Here is a 19,311-nt window from a genome sequence, read left to right as displayed (position 1 = left end):
AGACCGTGACAGTTGACGGTACCCGCCCGAGGCCTCGCTCCAGCGTGGAGGATGTCTGGCCCCTCTCGCCGCTGCAAGAAGGGATGCTGTATCACACCGCGCTCGACCACGACGGTCCTGACACCTACACCGTGCAGACCGTCTACGGCATCGACGGCCCGCTGGACGCTGCCCGACTGAGGGCGTCGTGGCAGGCCGTCGTGGACCGGCATGCCGCGTTGCGGGCATGTTTCCGCTATGTCAGCGGCGCGCAGATGGTGCAGGTCATCGCGCGGGACGCCGAGATCCCCTGGCACGAGACGGATCTTTCCGGGCTGCCGGACGACGTCGCCGACAGCGAGGTGGACCGGCTGGCGGCGGACGAGGTGGCCGAGCGGCTGCAGATCGAGACGGCGCCGCTGATGAAGCTGCACCTGATCCGGCTCGGCCCGGAGCGCCACCGGCTCGTGCACACCCTTCACCACGTGCTGGTGGACGGCTGGTCGATGCCGGTCATCCACCGCGAACTGGCCGCGATCTACGCGGCGGACGGGGAGACATCCGGACTCCCGCCCACCGGGTCCTACCGGGACTATCTCGCGTGGCTGGGCCGGCAGGACAAGGAGGCGGCCAGGGCAGCCTGGCGGAAGGAGTTCGCGGGGCTGGACACGCCCACCACGGTCGCCCCGGCCGATCCGACCCGCGTGCCGGACATCGACACGGTGGTGCTCGAACTGTCCACGGAACTGACGGAAGACCTGGCCGGAATGGCGCGCCGTCACGGCCTCACCCTGAACAGCGTCGTGCAGGGTGCGTGGGCCGTCGTGCTGTCGCAACTGGCCGGCCGTACCGACGTGGTGTTCGGCGCGACCGCCTCGGGGCGGCCCGGCGACCTCGCCGGTGTGGAGTCGATGGTCGGCCAGCTGCTCAACACCCTGCCGGTGCGGGTCCGGCTCGACGGCGGGCGGCGGGCCGTCGAGCTGTTCGCCGAGCTGCAGCGCGACCAGTCGGCGCTCATGCCCCACCACCACATCGGCCTGCAGGACGTGCAGGCCGTCGCCGGCCCCGGAGCGGTCTTCGACACGCTCATCATCTACGAGAACTTCCCTCGCAAGGGACTCGGCCAGGCGCCGGACGAGGGCCTGACCCTGCGCCCGCTGAAGCGGGGGCGCAACTCCTCGCACTACCCGTTCACCCTGATCACCGGACCCGGCGAACAGATGCCGCTCATCCTCGACTACGACCGGGGCCTGTTCGACCACACGGTCGCCGAATCGGTCGTGGGCGCGCTGGCCCGCGTGCTGGAGCGGCTGGTCGCCGAGCCCGATGTGCTGGTCGGCCGCCTGACGCTGCTGAGCGAGGCCGAGCGCGCCCTGGTGGTGGACGAATGGAACGCGACCGAGGGCCCGGTGCCAGGGGAATCCATGGTCGGGATGTTCGCGCGGCGGGTGGCCGCGGCGCCGGACGCGGTGGCGATCACCGACGCCGGCGGCGCGGATCTGACCTACGCCGAGGTCGACCGGGCCTCGAACCGGCTGGCCGGCTACCTCGCCGGTCGTGGCGTCGGCCGCGGCGACCGGGTCGGGGTGGCCATGGACAGGTCGCCGGACCTGCTGATCGCGTTCCTGGCGATATGGAAGACAGGTGCGGCGTACGTCCCGGTGGACGTCGAGTACCCGGCCGAGCGGATCGCGTTCATTCTCGACGACTCTGCGGTCTCCACCGTCCTGTGCACAGAGGCGACCAGCGGAGTCGCGCCGAAGGACGCGATCGTCCTCGACGCCCCTCGGACGCGGGCGGCCGTCGACGGCTGCGCCGCCACGGCGCCGGAGAGCCTGCCGAGCGCCGACGACCTGGCGTACGTGATGTACACCTCGGGATCCACCGGCCTCCCGAAGGGCGTGGGCATCCCCCACGGGGGCGTGGCCGGCCTGGCCGGTGACGCGGGCTGGCAGATCGGTCCGGGCGACGGCGTGCTGATGCACGCGACGCACGTCTTCGACCCCTCGCTGTACGCGATGTGGGTGCCGCTCGCCATGGGCGGCCGTGTCCTGCTCACCGAGCCGGGTGTGCTGGACGCAGCCGGGGTACGCCAGGCCGTCGAACGCGGCGCGACCGCCGTCCACCTCACCGCCGGCACCTTCCGCGCCCTGGCGGAGACGTCTCCGGAGTGTTTCGCGGGCCTGGTCGAGATCGGGACCGGCGGGGACGTGGTCCCCGCGCAGTCGGTGCGGAACCTGCGGCGGGCCCAGCCCGGCCTGCGGGTGCGGAACACCTACGGACCGACCGAGACCACTCTGTGCGCGACGTGGAAGCCGATCGAGCCCGGCGAGGAGCTCGGGCGGGAGCTGCCGGTCGGCCGTCCCATGACCAACCGCAAGGTCTACATCCTCGATGCCTTCCTGCGCCCGGTCGCGCCGGGAGTGGCCGGCGAGCTGTACATCGCCGGCACGGGGCTGGCCCGCGGGTACCTCACCAGCCCGTGCCTGACGGCCGAGCGGTTCGTGGCGTGCCCGTTCCTCGCCGGTGAACGGATGTACCGCACCGGCGACCTGGCGCGCTGGAACAAGGACGGCGAGGTGGTGTTCCTCGGCCGAGCCGACGACCAGGTGAAGATCCGCGGCTACCGGGTGGAGCTGGGCGAGGTGGAGGCCGTGCTGGCGGCCCAGCCCGGGGTGGTCGAGGCAGTTGTCATGGCGCGGGAGGACCAGCCGGGCGAGAAGCGTCTGGTGGGCTACTTCGTCTCCGACGGCAGTGATGCGGGAGCAGAACAGATCCGGCGTCACATGGCCCTGGTCCTGCCCGCGTACATGGTGCCGATGGCGGTTGTCGCCCTGCCCGGCCTGCCGGTCACCGCGCACGGCAAGGTGGACCGCCGCGCCCTGCCCGCCCTGGATCTCGCGGGACACGCGTCGGAGAAGGTGCCGGAGAGCGAGACCGAGCAGGTGCTGTGTGCCCTGTTCTCCGAGATCCTCGGCGTCGACCATGTGGGTGGCGACGACACCTTCCACGACCTCGGCGGGAGTTCGGCGCTGGCCATGCGGCTCATCGCGCGGATCCGTGAGGAACTCGGCGCGGACCTGCCCATCCGGCAGCTGTTCTCCTCGCCGACACCCGCGGGTCTGGCGAGGGTGCTCGCCGCGAAGTCACGCCCCGCACTGGAAGCCGCCCAGCGGCCGGACCGGGTGCCGGTCACCACCCGGCAGCTGCGCGCCCGGCTGCTGGCCGATCCCGGGAAGGAGACGGCCGGCCTGCACGCGTCGGTCGCACTGCGCCTGCGCGGCCGGTTGGACGTGCCCGCGCTGGCGGCGGCGCTCGGCGACGTCGCGGCCCGGCACGAAATCTTCCGCACGACCTTCCCCGGCGACGCACAGAGTGTCCACCAGCACATTCAGGACGACCTGGCGGTCGAGCTGACTCCCGTCCCGGCCACCGAGGAGGACCTTCCCGGGCTGCTCGCCGAGCGGCGCGAGTCGGCGTTCGACCTCACCGAGGACGTGCCGTGGCGATGTGAGCTCTTCGGACTCGCGGAGAAGGAGCACGTGCTGCACCTGCAGGTGCATCGGATCCTCGCCGACGACGACTCGCTGGACGTGTTCTTCCGCGACCTGGCGGCCGCGTACGGCGCGCGGCGCGAGGGCCGGGTCCCGGAGCGCGCGCCCCTGGCCGTGCAGTTCGCCGACTACGCGATCTGGGAGCAGCGACTGCTCGCGGACGAGAACGAGCCGGGCAGCCTGCCCAATGAGCAGGTTGCCTTCTGGCGGGACAACCTGGCCGGCATCGACGGAGAGACGGCGCTGCCGTTCGACCGCCTGCGGTCGGCTGTCCCGTCGCGTCGGGCCGGTACGGTCGAGCTGCGGCTGGACGCGGGCCCGTACGCCCGGTTGATGGACGCGGCGGAGTCGGCCGGCGCGGACGCGTTCCACGTGGTGCACGCCGCGCTCGCCATGCTGCTGACGAAACTGGGCGCGGGCCACGACCTGGTGATCGGCACGACGCTGCCCCGGGACGAGGACCTCATCGACCTCGAACCGATGATCGGGCCGTTCGCCCGGCCGGTCGCCCTGCGCACGGAAGTCTCCGGCGACCCGACCTTCCTGGAAGTCGTCACCCGCGTGCAGGAAGCGTTCCAGGCCGCGCAGGAGCACCTGGACGTGCCCTTCGAGCGGCTCGCCGAGCTGCTCGACCTGCCCGCCTCGCTCTCCCGCCACCCCGTGTTCCAGGTGGGGCTGGAGGTGTTGGAGGAAGGGCTCGGCACCTGGGACGCGATGGAACTGCCGGGCCTGCGCACCGATGTCGAACCCGGCGGGGCCGAAGCCATGGAGCTGGATCTCGCGTTCAAGCTCACCGACCGCCTTGACGACGACGAGGAGGACTGCATCGAAGGCATCCTCCGCTATGCCACCGACCTGTTCGACCGGGACACGGCCGAGTCGGTGGCCCGGCGGCTGGTCCGCGTCCTGGAACAGGTGGCGGAGGATCCCCAGCGGCGGATCAGCGACCTGGACATCTTCCTGGACGACTTCGAACGCAGCCGTCCGGTCATCGCACCGGCACGGTGGGCCGGGGCCGTGCCCCCGGCGCTCGCCGACCTGGCCGAGGACGGTCCGCCCGGCGCGCTCCTGCTCGACGACCAGCTGTGCCCGGTCGCTCCCGGGGCCGTGGGCAACCTCTACGTCACCGGGCCTGCGGTGGACGCGGGCAAGGCCGGTCGATCGACCGAGCCCTGCCCGTTCGGGACTCCGGGACATCAGATGCTGCGCACGGGCCTGCTCGCCCGGAAGACCTCAGCCAAAACCCTGGTCGTCGTAGGCGAGCGGCGGCGCTCGACCCCTTCGGTGAAGACGGGTGACTACGAGATCCTGCTGCCGCTGCAAGTCGGCGGTGACCGCCCGCCACTGTTCTGCATCCACGCGAGCGGCGGCCTGAGCTGGAACTACCAGCCGTTGCTGCGGCATCTTCCCGTGGATCAGCCGGTCTACGGAGTGCAGGCGCGCGGCTTGGCCCGTACCGAACCCCTGCCCGGCAGCGTCGAGGAGATGGCGGCCGATTACCTCGAACACATCCGGGCTGTGCAGCCGACCGGGCCGTACCACCTCCTCGGCTGGTCCCTCGGCGGGCGGATCGCGCAGGCGATGGTCGCGTTGCTCGAGGCGGAAGGGGAGGAGGTCGGCCTGCTCGCCCTGCTCGACGCCTATCCCGTCTACATGGGACGGAACGCGACCGGCACGGTGAGCGAAGAAGCCATGCGCGACGAGGAGGCCGTGCAGAAGCGCAAGGAGCAGGACCTGGAGCTCGCCGGTGGACTGGTCCAGGGGCCCGGCACCAGGAAGCGCCTTGAGGCGGTGATGCGAAACCTCTGGGAGGTCGGGCCGCGGCATATCGCCTCTCCCTTCGCCGGCGACATCCTGCTCTTCATCGCCTCGATGGAACGGCCGGCGCATCTGCCCGTACCGGAGGCGATAGCCAGCTGGAAGGACTTCACCAGCGGAACCATCGAGCCCCACGAGATCCCGTCCAACCACTACGACTTGGTGCAACCAGCGGCGCTGGCCCAGATTGGTGCCATCGTCGCCGAGAAGCTCCATTCCCGGCCGAAGAGCGAAAGGACAGAACGATGACCAACCCGTTCGACGACGACGGATCCTTTTTCGTGCTGGTCAACGATGAGGGCCAGCATTCCCTCTGGCCGACCTTCGCGGAAGTGCCTGCCGGATGGTCCCGTGTCCACGGTGAGGCCACCCGTCAGGAGTGCCTCGACTACGTCGAGGAGAACTGGAAGGACCTCCGGCCGAAGAGCCTCATCCAGGAAGCCGGCGTCTGAGGCGAAGGCGTCCAGCTGCTCGATGTGGACGGTTGGACGGGCTCGGCGCCCGTCCAACCGGCTCGCGACAACGATTCCTCATCCGAGGCTGGACGAGGCGAAAGGACCTGTGCAGTGCCCGAGGAGAACAACGCTGTCCGGGGAACGTTCGAGGAGATCAACGTTGACCTGGGCCTGGACATACACCGACGGGACCGGTTCGATCCGGTGCCGGAGCTGCGCGCCTTGATGGCCGAAGGCCCCATGGCCGTATTGGGCGTCGAGGATGTCCCCGAAGGGCGGACCGCGTGGCTTGCCGCCGGGTACGACGAGATCCGGCACGTTCTCAGCTCGGACAAATTCAGCTCCAAGCTGCTCTACCACGGCACCGCGGCCGGTTTCATATTCCCCGGCTTCCTCACCCAGTACGATCCACCGGAACACACGCGTCTGCGCCGGATGGTGACAGGCCCGTTCGCCATCCGGCGAATACAGGGGTTTCGGCCGCAGGTTGAGAAGATCGTCGAAGCCACCCTTGACGACATTGAGGCCACCGGTGGCCCGGTGGACTTCGTCCCGCATTTCGGGTGGCCCATCGCGACGACGGTGACCTGTGATTTCGTTGGCATTCCACGCGATGATCAGGTGGAGCTGTCCCGTGCCCTGCACGCCAGCCGGGCCGAACGGTCGGGTAAGCGGCGCCTGGCGGCGGGAAACAAGTTCTGGGCGTACATGAACCAGGTCGTGACGCGTACCCGCCGCGATCCCGGTGACGACCTGTTCGGCGTCGTGGTGCGCGAGCACGGCGACGACATCACCGACGCGGAGCTGATCGGAGTGGCCGCGTTCGTCATGGGCGCCGGCGGGGACCAGGTGGCTCGCTTCCTCGCGGCGGCCGCATGGCTGATGGTCGAGGAGCCCGAGCAGTTCGCCGTGCTGCGGGACAGGCCGGACACCGTGCCGGACTGGCTGGACGAGGTGGTCCGGTACATCACCAGTGACGAGAAGACCACTCCGCGCGTCGCGTTGGAGGACGTGCGTATCAGTGGTTGCCCCATCAAGGCAGGCGACACCGTCACACCCTCGTTCCTGGCCGCGAACCGCTGGAACTTCCCCGGCCCGGACGACCGCTTCGACATCACCAGGGAAAAGCCCGCGCATGTCGCGTTCGGGCACGGCATCCATCACTGCCTTGGCCGGTCGCTGGCCGAGATGGTGTTCCGGGTGGCGATTCCGGCTCTGGCACACCGCTTTCCCACCCTGCGGCTGGCCGAACCGGACCGCGAGATCAAGTTGGGGCAGCCGCCGCTCAATGTGGAAGCCCTGCGGCTCAACTGGTAGCGCCGGATCTAGGAGGAGAATCGATGGCAGGGGAGGAGCTTCCCGTTGAGTGGTGACGACCCACGCCCCGTCCACATTCGCAGGCACGGCCTCGATCCGGCGGACGAACTGCTCGCTGCGGGACCGCTGACGAGGGTCACCGTCGGATCCGGAGCGGACGCCGTGACCCGCTGGATGGTGACCACGCACGCCCTCGTCCGACAGGTGATGGGCGATCACAGGAGGTTCAGCACACGGCGACGCTGGGACCGGCGGGACGAGATCGGCGGGGAGGGCATCTTCCGGCCGCGTGAGCTGGTCGGCAACCTGATGGACTACGACCCGCCGGAGCACACCCGGATGCGGCAGAAGCTGACCTCCGGCTTCACGCTGCGCAAGATGCAGCGTATGCAGCCCTCCATCGAACAGATCGTGACCGAGCGTCTCGATGCCATGGAGCAGGCGGGATCCCCCGCGGATCTGATCGAGTACGTCGCCGAGGAGGTGCCCGGGGCCGTGCTGTGCGAGCTGATCGGCGTGCCCCGGGACGACCGGGTCATGTTCATGCAGCTGTGTCACGGGCATCTCGATGCCTCGCGAAGCCAGAAGAGGCGGGCGGCGGCCGGCGAGGCCTTCTCCCGCTACCTGTTGGCGATGATCGCCAGGGAACGGAAGAATCCGGGCGAGGGGCTGATCGGAGCCATCGTCGCCGAACACGGCGACGCGGCCACGGACGAGGAGCTGAGGGGCTTCTGCGTCCAGGTGATGCTGGCCGGCGACGACAACATCTCCGGAATGATCGGGCTGGGCGTGCTGGCGCTGCTGCGGCACCCCGAGCAGATCGCCGCGTTTCGGGGCGACGAGCGGTCGGCGCAACGGGCGGTCGACGAGCTGATCCGCTACCTGACGGTCACCTATTCCCCGACACCCCGCATCGCCATGGAGGACGTCATCATCGGGGACCAGGTGGTCAAGAAGGGGGAGAGCGTCATCTGCTCGCTTCCGGCGGCCAACCGTGACCCTGCCCTGACGCCGGATCCGGAACGTCTCGATGTCACGCGCGATTCCGTCCCGCATGTCGCGTTCGGGCACGGCGTCCATCATTGCCTCGGAGCAGCTCTGGCCCGCCTCGAACTGCGGACCGTCTATACCGCTCTGTGGCGGCGATTTCCCGGGCTGAGGCTCGCGGATCCCGCGCAGGAGGACATGTTCCGCTTGACCACCCCTGCGTATGGACTGACGGAGCTGATGGTCGCTTGGTGATTGTCCGGAATAACTGCTGTGACCGGTGATGCAAACGACCACAGAGGAGTAGGTATGAACGGAATCCGATGGATCGCGTCCTATCCCAAGGCCGGAAACACGTGGCTCAGGTGCATGCTGGCCGCCTACATATCGGGAGAATCCCCGAAGGTCTGGAACGACGTGTACGCCACGACCCCCGTGCTTGAGGGGATGCTGCGCTACGGAGATCTGCCGCCGGTGGAGCCGACGGAACCGCTGCTGCTGAAGACGCACCTCAGGGCCGATGTGCCGGTGCTGGACGTGCTGAGGAAGTCGACCGGCAAGGTTCTCTATCTTGTGCGCAACCCGAGGGACGTCCTGCTCAGTTCGCTGCGCATGGCCGCGATACCGATCGACGACCTGGAGAGAAGCCGCGCCTTCGTCCGCGAGTTCATCGCCACGGAAGGCCACCAACTGGCGGCGCTCTCGCCGGGCGTCGGTATCGGGTCGTGGCCGGAGAACGTGCGGAGCTGGACCGAGTCGTCGAGTGACCGCTTCCCGAACGCGGACCTGCTGACGGTGCGCTATGAGGATCTGCGTGCCGATCCGGTAGCACGGCTCGCCGAGATCATGGAATTCCTCGCCCTCGGGGAGCCCGTCGAGATCGCGAACATTCGCCGTGCGGTGGAAGCCAGCACCCTGGAACGGATGCGTGAACTGGAGCAGCAGAGCGCACGGGTGGGTGGTGGGACGTCGCCCACTGGCCAGGAGGCCGGCGGTAACGGGCCGAAGTTCGTGGGCGAGGGCAGGTACGGCGACCGTTCACTGTCCTTCTTGGGCGATGACATCGAGTCCGCCTATCAGGAGCTGCTGCATGGGGACTCTGGATACGCTCATTACGCGAAGCAGTTCGGGTACGCCGATTAGTTAGCTGCCCCCGAACGCTAAGGGCTGTCCCTTAGTATCTGCCAGTGAAGGAGATTGAACTCGTATGGGGCAGCGTATCGGTCAGGTCGCACCAATCCTACGAGAGCCGCCGAACTTCAAGTTGAGAACGAACTGTGATCCGCATGCGGAAAACTTCGATCTCAAAGCGCATGGCCCGCTGTTCCGGATTGTCGGAGAGGCGTCCGAGCAGCTGGGCAGGGACTATGTTTGGCAGGCGTTCGGGTACGACGTCGTGCGCAGGATATTGGGCGATCACGAGAATTTCACGACCCGGCCCCGGTTCATCCAGGGGGAATCAGAGGAACGCGTAGAGCCCCAGTTCGTCGGGCAGATATCGACGTATGATCCGCCTGAGCACACACGCCTGCGGAAGATGCTGACACCGGAGTTCACGGTCCGGCGCATACGCAAGATGGAGCCCAACATACAAGCCCTTATCGACGATCGGCTTGAGATGATGGACGCCGCGGGACCACCCGCGGACATCCAGCGGGATTTCGCCGATCCGATCGGCGCGGGTGTTCTGTGTGAGCTGCTCGGCATCCCGCGGGATGATCGACGCGAGTTCGTCCGACGGCTCAGGCGGAACGTCGATCTGAGTCGCGGGCTCAAGGCGAGGGCCGCCGACAGCGCGGCGTTCAACAGGTACCTGGACAACCTGATCACCCGGCAGCGGAAGGACCCCGGCGAGGGGCTCCTCGGCATGGTCGTGCAAGGGCACGGAGACAACATCACGGACGAGGAGTTGAAGGGCCTGTGCATGGCGCTGATCCTCGGTGGTGTCGAGACCGTCGCGGGGATGATCGGCTTCGGGGTCGTCGCGCTTCTGGATAACCCCGACCAAATACCGTTGCTTCTCGAGGGCCGTGAGAAGGCCGATCTCTTGGTCAACGAACTGGTGCGTTATCTGTCGCCCGTGCAGGGGCCGAATCCCCGCCTGGCCATCAAGGACGTGGTCATTGATGGACAGTTGATCAAGGCGGGGGATTATGTGCTGTGCTCGGTTCTCATGGCCAACCGGGATGACGCGCTGACGCCGAACCCCAACGTCGTCGACGCGAACCGTGAACCGGTCTCGGACGTGGGATTCGGGCACGGCATCCACTACTGCGTGGGCGCGGCGTTGGCAAGGGCGATGCTGCGGATTTCCTATCAGTCCCTCTGGCAACGCTTCCCCGGGCTCCGACTGGCAGTGCCCATCGGTGAAGTGAAGTACCGAAACGCGTTCGTCGACTGCCCGGATCAGGTGCCAGTCACTTGGTAGTGATCGAGCGGTGCACGCTCGGAGAGTTAGCCGCAGTAATTTGACCCGCAACAGAGGAGACGGTGGCGAGATGTCGGTCGAAGAATTCGATGTAGTGGTGGCCGGCGGTGGGCCGGGTGGTTCGACGGTGGCCACATTCGTGGCCATGCAGGGCCATCGGGTGCTGCTGCTGGAGAAAGAGAACTTTCCCCGGTACCAGATCGGTGAGTCGTTGCTGCCTGCCACGGTGCACGGAGTGTGCCGGATGCTCGGCGTCGCGGACGAACTGGCCGAATGCGGGTTCCCGATGAAGCGGGGTGGCACGTTCCGCTGGGGCGCTCGCCCGGAGCCGTGGACGTTCCACTTCGGCCTCTCCGCCCGGATGGCCGGCTCGACGTCGTACGCCTATCAGGTCGAGCGGGCGCGATTCGACGAGATCTTGCTGAACAACGCCAAACGCAAGGGTGTGGTCGTGCGCGAGGGATGCGCGGTCACCGATGTGGTGGAAGACGGCGATCGTGTCACCGGTCTGCGTTACACCGATCCCGATGGCATTGAGCGTGCGGTGTCGGCGCGCTTCGTGGTTGACGCGTCGGGCAACAAGAGCCGGCTGTACACCAACGTCGGCGGCACGCGGAACTATTCGGAGTTCTTCCGCAGCCTGGCGCTGTTCGGGTACTTCGAAGGGGGTAAGCGGCTGCCCGAGCCCGCCTCCGGCAACATCCTGAGCGTGGCCTTCGACAGCGGCTGGTTCTGGTACATCCCGCTGAGCGACACGCTGACCAGCGTCGGCGCGGTAGTGCGCAGGGAGGACGCCGAGAAGGTCCAGGGAGATCGGGAGAAGGCACTCAATTCCTTGATCGCCGAGTGCCCGATGATCTCGGAATACCTGTCGGACGCGACCCGGGTGACCACCGGAAAGTACGGGGAACTGCGGGTCCGCAAGGACTACTCGTATCAGCAGACGAGTTACTGGCGGCCGGGGATGGTTCTGGTCGGCGATGCCGCGTGCTTCGTGGACCCGGTGTTCTCTTCCGGGGTGCATCTGGCGACCTACAGCGGGCTGCTCGCGGCCCGGTCGATCAACAGCGTCCTCGCGGGCGAGCTGGATGAGAAGACGGTACTGACCGAGTTCGAGGCGCGGTATCGCCGCGAGTACCAGGTGTTCTACGAGTTCCTCATGTCGTTCTACCAGATGAACGTGAACGAGGACTCGTATTTCTGGCAGGCCAAGAAGGTCACGAACAGTCAGAACGCCACCGATATCGAGTCGTTCGTGGAGCTGATCGGTGGGGTGTCGTCCGGTGAGACGGCGCTGACGCCGGCGGACAGGATAGCCGAGCGCAGCGCCGAGTTCGCCGCGGCCGTGGATCAGATGGCAGGCGGCGACCAGGAGGACATGGTGCCGATGTTCAAGTCGCAGGTGGTCCAGCAGGCGATGCAGGAGGCAGGCCAGGTGCAGATGAAGGCGCTGCTCGGCGAGGACGCCGAGCCCGAGCTGCCGCTGTTCCCCGGCGGGCTCGTGACCTCGCCCGACGGAATGAAATGGATGCCTCATCAGCCGGCGTGAACCTCCGTACTCCGGACAGTCCGCCGGTGCCCAAGGTCCTACGAAACAGGGGATGCGAAATGCGTGTGTTGCTGTCGACGTATGGCAGCCGCGGAGACGTCGAGCCGCTGGCAGCTCTGGCGGCGGGGTTGCGGGAGCTCGGCGCTGAGGCGCGGGTGTGCGCACCGCCGGACTGCGCGGAGCGGCTGGCCGAGGTCGGTGTGCCGCATGTGCCGGTCGGCCCGTCGGCGCGCGCGCCGAGACACGGAACCGCCCCGCCGACTGCCGAGGACATGCTCAGATTCTCGGCCGAGGCGATCGCCACGCAGTTCGACCAACTCCCGGCAGCCGCCGAGGGGTGTGACGCGGTGGTGACGACCGGTTTGCTGCCCGTCGCGATCGGGGTCCGGTCGGTGGCCGAGAAACTGGGCATCCCCTACTTCTACGCCTTCCACTGCCCGATCTACATGCCGTCGCCGTACTACCCGCCGCCGCCGCCCCTTGGCGAGCCGCCCGCACGGGACGTGACCGACATCGGGGCGCTGTGGGACCGGAACAACCGGAGCGCCCACCGGCGGTACGGCGGCCCGCTCAACGACAGGCGGCGCGCGATCGGCCTGCCACCGGTGGAGGACATCTTCACCTTCGGCTACACCGATCATCCCTGGCTGGCGGCGGACGCGGTCCTGGCCCCGCTGCAGCCGACGGGCCGCGACGCCGTGCAGACCGGCGCCTGGATCCTGCCGGACGAACGGCCCCTTTCGGTGGAGCTGGAGGCGTTTCTGGATGCCGGGTCACCGCCGGTGTACGTGGGTTTCGGCAGCTTGCGTGCGCCTGCAGACGCCGTCCGGGTGGCCGTCGAGGCGGTCCGTGCCCATGGCCGCCGGGTGATCCTCTCCCGCGGATGGGCCGATCTGATCTTGCCCGACGACCGGGACGACTGCTTCACCATCGGAGAAGTGAACCAACAGGTGCTGTTCGGCCGGGTGTCCGCCGTCATCCACCACGGCGGCGCGGGCACGACGCACGTGGCCGCGCGGGCAGGCGTCCCCCAGGTCGTGGTGCCCCAGATCGCGGACCAGCCGTACTACGCCGGCCGGGTGGCCGAGCTGGGCATCGGGGTGGCACATGACGGTCCGGCCCCGACGTTCGACTCCTTGTCGGTCGCGCTCGGCACAGCCCTTGCCCCGGGAACCCGCGCACGAGCGACGGCCGCGGCGGGCACGATCCGCGGCGATGGGACAAGGGTGGCCGCGGAGCTGCTGCTCGATGCGGCCGGCCAGGACAAGGAGGCTGTCCCCGCATGAACCACACCGGTCCGTCCAGTCCTCACTCGTTGCGAAGCGGTAAGGCCGTCGATGGATTGACAGCCACGTTCCGCGGCCCCGACCGGCCCCGATTGCTGGTGATATCCCCTCATCTGGACGACGCGGTCCTGTCCTTCGGGGCCGGCCTCGCCCAGGCGGAGCGGGACGGTGCGCAGGCGACCGTCTTCACGGTATTCGCCGGCACCGCGTCACCTCCCTACTCCCCGGCGGCGCAGCGATTGCACGGAATCTGGGGCATCTCGCCGAATCAAGACGCATCGCTGTATCGCCGTGAAGAAGACATTGCCGCGCTCGGCCACCTGGGGGTCGACCACCGGCACGGCCGATTCCTTGAGGCCATTTATCGCAAGTCGCCGGATGGTCAATGGCTGGCTGACAACGTGCCAGGCCGGCAGAAGGTGGCAATCAGCAGACAATCGCCACAGGGTGATTCGGATCTGTTTTCCGCGGTAAAGGCTGACATCGAGACGGTTGTCGACGAGTGTACTCCGACGCTGATCGTCACCTGCGCGGCCGCCAACGGCCATATCGACAACGAGATCGCACGAGATGCCGCGCTGTTCGTGGCGCGCGAGCAGCGCATACCGGTACGGCTGTGGGAAGACCTTCCGCACGCGATCTTCGGGTTGGGTCCCGTCGAACTGCCGAGGGGATTTCGTCTCGGTCCTCCCGATTTCAGTTCCGTCAAGACGGAGGCACGGGCGCGGAAATTCGAAGCCCTGAAGCGCTATCCGTCGCAGATGTCGATGCTCAACGGGCCCGAAAAGGATTTGTTCGCCCAGCTGGAAAAGCATGCTCGGGAAAACTCACCACACGGCGGATACGGCGAAAAGACCTGGGAAGTTGTCCAATAAATGTCGACCAGGAGGTTGGCCTCATGAGTAATCAGCTGGAGCATGGCCCCATTCGGACGACTCGCGCGGAAGCTCTGCTGGCCTCCGTGGGCGAGCGAGGCGTACTGCGCAGTTTCTATGACGAGGACGTCGGGTCCGACTTGATGCAGGATGCGGACGGCATCTCGGAAGCGCAGGAGATGGCCGCCCGCATTCGCCCCGCGTCCGGACCGGTGCTGGAACTCGCTGCCGGAACGGGCCGGCTGACCTTCCCCTTCCTGACGCTCGGGTTCGAGGTGACCGCACTTGAGCTGTCGACCACGATGGTCGCCAGCCTTCGGCGGCAGCTGGAGGACGAGCCGGCAGATCTTCGGGGCCGGTGCACCGTGGTTCAGGGAGACATGAGCGCCTTCGCGTTGGATCAGCGCTTCGGAAGCGTGGTCATCAGCTACGGCTCGATCAGCCTCCTGGACGACGCCGGAAGGCGTGGCTTGTACATGTCGGTTCGTGAGCACCTCAAGCCCGGCGGGCAGTTCCTGATCAGCATGTCCAACGCCGGCAAGTCGGAGTCGCTGGAGCGCGATCAAGAGTTGTCAGGTCGGAGCGGCCGACGGTACGTGTTGCACGTGCGGCGGTCGCCGGCGGAATCAATCCAGGAAATCACCGTCTACCCCGCCGACGAGACGTCGGACCCCTTCGTCATCTGCACGAGTCGCCTGAGGCTCCTGGAGTCGAATCAGGTGGTGCGGGAACTGGAACAGGCCGGATTCGACGTGATGGAGCCGGCTTCGTTCAGGTCCGCCGGGGGTAGCGGCCGCCATGACGCGCTGTTGCTGGAGGCGTCATTGAGGGGCGATCCCTCATGACTCTCTGAGCTCGGATCAGGGGAGGCGTGCGGTGATGAGTGCGGCGAGCCGGGAGACGGCCTCCTCGATGAGCTCCGGTGTGAGCAGGCTGACCGAAAGCCGGAGTTGGTTGAACCCGGCCTTGCCGCCGTAGAAGTGATGCATCGGGGTGAACAGGACGCCGTAGTCGCCGGCGGCGTGTTTCAGCAACTCGTCGTCGACGACGAAGGGCACCGTGACGGTGACGAAGAACCCGCCCTTCGGCGTGTTCCAGCTGACCCCGGGGCAGCCGCCGAGCCTGCGGGTGAGCTCGCCCAGCGTGTGCTGGAGGTTGTGTTGGTAGATGGCGATTTCCCTGGCGTTGGCCTTGACCAGACTGAAGTCGTTGAGCAGGAGCTTTCCGGCGATCACCGCTTGCGCGATGGGCGAGGTGTTCACCGTGAGCATGCCCTTGAGCTTCGAGAGCTGGTCGGCGAGCAGGCCGCCCCCGGCCACGTGCTGATCCGCCACGACGTAGCCGACCCGGGCGCCGGGCATGCCGGTCTTGGCGAAGGAGCCGATATAGACCACGGTCCCCGACCGGTCGAGTGCTTTCAGCGTGGGGAGGTGCTCGGATCCGAAGAGCCCGTAGGCGTTGTCCTCCAGGAGCAGGATGCCGCTCGCCTCGGCGACCTCGAGGAGCCGACGGCGGGCGGGCACGTCCATGCTGGTGCCCGTGGGGTTGGCGAAGTTGGGCGTTACGTAGCAGGCCCGGACTCGCTTGCCCTGCTCTTCGGCATTCTTCAGCTGGAGGACGAGGTCCTGGGGGTCGATGCCGTTCTCGGTGGACCGGACCGGCCAGACCGGGGTGTCGGTCAGCAGCGCGGCCCCGGTCAGGCCGACGTAGGTGGGGGCGGGGGCGAGCAACACGTCCCGCTCATCCGCCCGTAGCGTGCGGAGAGTCAGAAACATGGCCTCCTGCGCCCCCACGGTGACGACCACGGACTCGGGGTCGGCGTCGATGTCCTCGTCCTCGGCGAGGTTGCGGGCGATGAGATCGGTGATGACGCCCTTCGTGGTGCCGTACTGGAAGAGCGTGCGGGTGACCTGCGCCTCGTCCAGCCCCCGGTCGTTCCGGAGGTGGTCGCAGTAGGCGTCGATGTACTCGTGGATGAGGCGGACGTCGAAGAACTCTTCGTACGGGCGACCTGCCGCCATGGAAATGGCCACGGGATATTCGCCGATCAGCTCATTGAGCAGGTTCATCGACGAGATGGCCGGATCGGCGAGGGAGCCGTGCAGAGTTTCCACGCTCAAGCGAGTGGATAGACCGTATGATTCCATGAATGCTAGGGTTTTTCATACGTGGCTGAGGTGTCAAGAAGCGGCCGTGGACGCGAATTGATGGCGGTTCTCGCTGATTTGCGCTGAGCGTGTCCAAAACTGTGGATGTCTATGAGCGCTATTCCAGATGCTCGATATTCGAAGGTACGGTCACACGTATGCCACAGCACCTGGTGAGGGCCAAACCGTTGCGGGAAACGAGAACTCCGCCGCGCAGTGGACGTGCGGCGGGCGGGGGAGGAGCGGCATGTTGATGACAACGGTGAACGGGATCCGGTTGTCCTACCACGACCATGGAAATGGTTCCCCCGTGCTGTTGCTGACCGGCACCGGGGCGCCGAGCTCGGTGTGGGACCTGCACCAGGTGCCCGCGCTCCGCGCCGCCGGATTTCGGGTGATCACCATGGACAACCGCGGGATCCCGCCCAGCGACGACGGCACGGACGGGTTCACCATCGACGACCTCGTCGCGGACGTGGCCGCCCTGATCGAGCACCTCGGTGTGGCGCCGTGCCGCGTGGTCGGCACCTCGATGGGCTCGTACATCGCGCAGGAGCTGGCACTTGCCCGCCCCGAGCTGCTGGACGCGGTCGTGCTGATGGCGGCCTGCGGCAGGAGTAGCCTCGTCCAGCAGGTGCTGGCCGAGGCCGAGGCGGAGCTGATCGAACGCGGTATCGATCTGCCGCAGGGGTACCTCGCCGCCGTTCGCGCCCTGCACAACCTGGGGCCCGCGACGCTCACCGACGACGACCTCACCGCCGACTGGCTCGACCTGCTCGAGGCGTCAGGCACGGGGGGGCCGGGTGTCCGGGCTCAGCTGCTCCTGAGCGCGTTGCCCGATCGCATCCGGGCCTACCGCGCTGTCAAGGTGCCCTGCCACGTCGTCTCGTTCGAGCACGACCTCGTGGCCCCGCCGGCAGCCGGACGGGAGCTGGCCGCCGCGATTCCCGGCGCAACGCACCGCACGATTCCCGGGTGCGGGCACTTCGGCTACCTGGAGAACCCGGAAGCGGTGAACCGCGAGCTGATCCGGCTTCTCCACGCCGAGTCCCGCGCGCCATTGGAGGAGACCGCATGACACCCCTTGAGTCAGCCCACGAAAGTCACCTGGGTCGTGCCGGGCTCCCCGTCGACACGGTCGAGGACGCCCGCGGAGCCGCGGAGGAGCAGGAATGACCGGCGCGATAGTGCTGCCGTCCACGGCGCCTGCACTGTTCGAGGCAACCGCCGCGGCGGTGCCGGACCGGCCGGCGGCGGCGATGGGTGACACCACGCTGACCTACGCCGAGCTGAACGCGGAGGCCAACCTCCTCGCGCGTCGGCTCGTCGAGTACGGGGTCGGCCCGGAACGGCTCGTCGCGACGGTGATGCCGCGGTCGATCGAGTTCGTCATCGCGGTCTTGGCCGTGCACAAGGCCGGTGCCGCGTACGTGCCTGTCAACCCGGACTATCCGGAGGAACGCAGGCGGCAGATGCTGGACGACGCGTCAGCGCATTGCGTGTTGTCCCTGCCGGGGCAGGATGTGGCCGGCGCTCGCGTCGCCATGACCGTGGAACGGGAGCCATCCCGGTCCGAGCCGAACCTGGACGACCACGACCGGCTCAGCCCCTTGCTTCCCGACCACCCCGCGTATGTCATCTACACCTCGGGCTCGACCGGACGACCGAAAGGCGTGCTGGTCACGCACCGCGGGATCCCGAACCTGGCTGCCGACTACGTGCGCCGCCAGCGGCAGCTGCCGGAAAGCAGGTTGCTGGCGTTCGCGTCACCCAGCTTCGACGCCTCCGTCGCCGAGTTCTGGCCGATCTGGCTGGCCGGTGGCTGCCTGGTGCTGGCCCCCGCGTCGGACCTGATCCCGGGCGAACCGCTCGCCCGGCTGGTGCGCGACCAGAACATCACCCACGTCACCCTGCCGCCGTCCGCGCTGGCGCCGCTGGAGGAGGCCGGCGGCCTGCCCGCAGGGCTGACCCTCCTGGTCGCGGGCGAGACGTGCCCGGCACCGGTCGCCAAACGCTGGGCCACCGACCGCGTGATGATCAACGCGTACGGCCCGACCGAGGCCACCGTCGCGGTGACCGCGAGCGAGCCACTGACCGGCGATGGAACGCCGCCGATCGGCAGGCCGATCACCGGCGTCCGTACGTACGTTCTGGATGACCGGCTACGGGCCGTCCCGGACGGGGACGTGGGCGAGCTGTACATGACCGGCCCCGGCCTCGCCCGCGGATACCTGTACCGACCGGCGGCGACCGCGCAGCGGTTCCTGCCGGATCCGTTCGGCAGTCCGGGCGACCGCATGTACCGCACCGGCGACCGGGTGCGGGCGCGTTCGGACGGCCAGCTCGTCTTCGTCGGCCGCGCCGACGGCCAGCTGAAGGTCCGTGGCCACCGGATCGAGCCAGGCGAGGTCGAGACCGCCCTGTTCGAAGTGGACGGGGTGGCCCAGGCCGTCGTGATCGAGCACGAGAACAGGCTGGTCGCCTATGTGGTCGGCACGGCGGGCGCGCCGGTGGCAGCCGAACACCTCCTGGCACAGCTGCGTAAGCGGTTGCCCTCCTACCTGGTACCCGACGTGGTCGTCGACCTGCCGCGTCTGCCGACATCACCGAACGGCAAGGTCGACCGCGCCGCCCTGCCCGATCCCGAGAGCGCCCGACGCGCGACATCGGGGCGAGCGCCGAGCACACCCACGGAGATCCTCCTGGCCGGGCTGTTCGCCGAAGTGCTCGGCGTCAGCAGCATCGGCGTCGAGGACAGCTTCTTCGAGGTCGGCGGCCACTCGCTGCTCGCGACTCGGCTGGTGGCCAGCATCCGCGAAAGCCTGAACGTCCGGCTGCGGGTACAGGCCTTCTTCAACGCGCCGACCGTGGCACAACTCGCCAAGGTGCTCGACGGCGCACCGACGTGACCGGGAG

The 19,311-nt window shown here is 68.0% G+C and carries 13 protein-coding genes; 12 read left to right on the top strand and 1 reads right to left on the bottom strand.

Going from position 1 to position 19,311, the window contains the following annotated elements; all coding sequences use genetic code 11:
- The first annotated feature begins 5 nt into the window (after positions 1-5).
- The 10 genes from ABT170_RS31185 (at position 6) to mpaM (ending at position 15,093) form a co-directional block, all read left to right on the top strand.
- Positions 6-5,600 carry a non-ribosomal peptide synthetase gene (locus ABT170_RS31185; RefSeq protein WP_351872917.1) on the top strand — a complete coding sequence of 1,865 codons (5,595 nt, stop codon included), beginning with the start codon at positions 6-8 and terminating at the stop codon, positions 5,598-5,600.
- Positions 5,597-5,803 (top strand): MbtH family protein, encoded by a 207-nt coding sequence (locus ABT170_RS31180; protein ID WP_266932989.1) that lies wholly within the window; start codon positions 5,597-5,599, stop codon positions 5,801-5,803. The genes ABT170_RS31185 and ABT170_RS31180 overlap by 4 nt, the downstream gene beginning before the upstream one ends.
- Before the next feature lie 114 nt (positions 5,804-5,917).
- Positions 5,918-7,123 carry a cytochrome P450 gene (locus ABT170_RS31175; protein WP_329944523.1) on the top strand — a complete coding sequence of 402 codons (1,206 nt, stop codon included), beginning with the start codon at positions 5,918-5,920 and terminating at the stop codon, positions 7,121-7,123.
- Positions 7,124-7,168: 45 nt separating this feature from the next.
- Positions 7,169-8,365: a cytochrome P450 gene (locus ABT170_RS31170; RefSeq protein ID WP_329944522.1), complete on the top strand. Its 1,197-nt coding sequence runs from the start codon at positions 7,169-7,171 to the stop codon at positions 8,363-8,365.
- 54 nt (positions 8,366-8,419) lie between these two features.
- Complete coding sequence (locus ABT170_RS31165) at positions 8,420-9,253, top strand: sulfotransferase domain-containing protein (protein WP_351872912.1); 834 nt, start codon at positions 8,420-8,422, stop codon at positions 9,251-9,253.
- Between the two features lie 64 nt (positions 9,254-9,317).
- Positions 9,318-10,538, top strand: coding sequence for a cytochrome P450 (locus ABT170_RS31160; protein WP_351872910.1), 1,221 nt, complete (start codon positions 9,318-9,320; stop codon positions 10,536-10,538).
- Between the two features lie 70 nt (positions 10,539-10,608).
- Positions 10,609-12,087, top strand: coding sequence for a tryptophan 7-halogenase (locus ABT170_RS31155; RefSeq protein WP_329944519.1), 1,479 nt, complete (start codon positions 10,609-10,611; stop codon positions 12,085-12,087).
- 59 nt (positions 12,088-12,146) lie between these two features.
- A complete protein-coding gene (locus tag ABT170_RS31150) occupies positions 12,147-13,373 on the top strand; it encodes a glycosyltransferase (RefSeq protein WP_329944518.1) in 1,227 nt (408 codons plus the stop codon).
- Positions 13,370-14,248, top strand: a complete 879-nt coding sequence (locus ABT170_RS31145) for a PIG-L deacetylase family protein (RefSeq protein WP_351872905.1) — start codon at positions 13,370-13,372, stop codon at positions 14,246-14,248. The genes ABT170_RS31150 and ABT170_RS31145 overlap by 4 nt, the downstream gene beginning before the upstream one ends.
- 23 nt (positions 14,249-14,271) lie before the next feature.
- A complete protein-coding gene (gene mpaM, locus ABT170_RS31140) occupies positions 14,272-15,093 on the top strand; it encodes a daptide-type RiPP biosynthesis methyltransferase (protein WP_329944516.1) in 822 nt (273 codons plus the stop codon).
- 15 nt (positions 15,094-15,108) lie between these two features.
- Here the strand turns inward: mpaM and ABT170_RS31135 are convergent, their stop codons facing one another.
- Complete coding sequence (locus ABT170_RS31135; RefSeq protein WP_351872987.1) at positions 15,109-16,362, bottom strand: aminotransferase-like domain-containing protein; 1,254 nt, start codon at positions 16,360-16,362, stop codon at positions 15,109-15,111.
- Positions 16,363-16,648: 286 nt separating this feature from the next.
- Between ABT170_RS31135 and ABT170_RS31130 the strand changes: the two genes are divergently transcribed.
- A complete protein-coding gene (locus ABT170_RS31130) occupies positions 16,649-17,473 on the top strand; it encodes an alpha/beta fold hydrolase (RefSeq protein ID WP_329944515.1) in 825 nt (274 codons plus the stop codon).
- A 94-nt stretch (positions 17,474-17,567) separates the two neighbouring features.
- Entirely contained in the window at positions 17,568-19,304 is a 1,737-nt protein-coding gene (locus tag ABT170_RS31125) for an amino acid adenylation domain-containing protein (protein ID WP_351872901.1), read from the top strand.
- Positions 19,305-19,311 lie beyond the last annotated feature (7 nt).

It is taken from the genome of Streptomyces sp. NPDC001787 (genome assembly GCF_040297465.1).
GTDB lineage: Bacteria > Actinomycetota > Actinomycetes > Streptomycetales > Streptomycetaceae > Streptomyces.
The sequence above is the reverse complement of the archived record's forward strand: the minus strand, read 5'-3'. Positions and strand labels throughout refer to the sequence as shown.

Bases quoted from the DNA above. Each gene is read 5' to 3' on its own strand.
- ABT170_RS31180 (WP_266932989.1), top strand. From the start codon at position 5,597: ATGACCAACCCGTTCGACGACGACGGATCCTTTTTCGTGCTGGTCAAC.
- ABT170_RS31165 (WP_351872912.1), top strand. From the start codon at position 8,420: ATGAACGGAATCCGATGGATCGCGTCCTATCCCAAGGCCGGAAACACG.
- ABT170_RS31160 (WP_351872910.1), top strand. From the start codon at position 9,318: ATGGGGCAGCGTATCGGTCAGGTCGCACCAATCCTACGAGAGCCGCCG.
- ABT170_RS31155 (WP_329944519.1), top strand. From the start codon at position 10,609: ATGTCGGTCGAAGAATTCGATGTAGTGGTGGCCGGCGGTGGGCCGGGT.
- ABT170_RS31150 (WP_329944518.1), top strand. From the start codon at position 12,147: ATGCGTGTGTTGCTGTCGACGTATGGCAGCCGCGGAGACGTCGAGCCG.
- ABT170_RS31145 (WP_351872905.1), top strand. From the start codon at position 13,370: ATGAACCACACCGGTCCGTCCAGTCCTCACTCGTTGCGAAGCGGTAAG.
- mpaM (WP_329944516.1), top strand. From the start codon at position 14,272: ATGAGTAATCAGCTGGAGCATGGCCCCATTCGGACGACTCGCGCGGAA.
- ABT170_RS31130 (WP_329944515.1), top strand. From the start codon at position 16,649: ATGACAACGGTGAACGGGATCCGGTTGTCCTACCACGACCATGGAAAT.
- ABT170_RS31125 (WP_351872901.1), top strand. From the start codon at position 17,568: ATGACCGGCGCGATAGTGCTGCCGTCCACGGCGCCTGCACTGTTCGAG.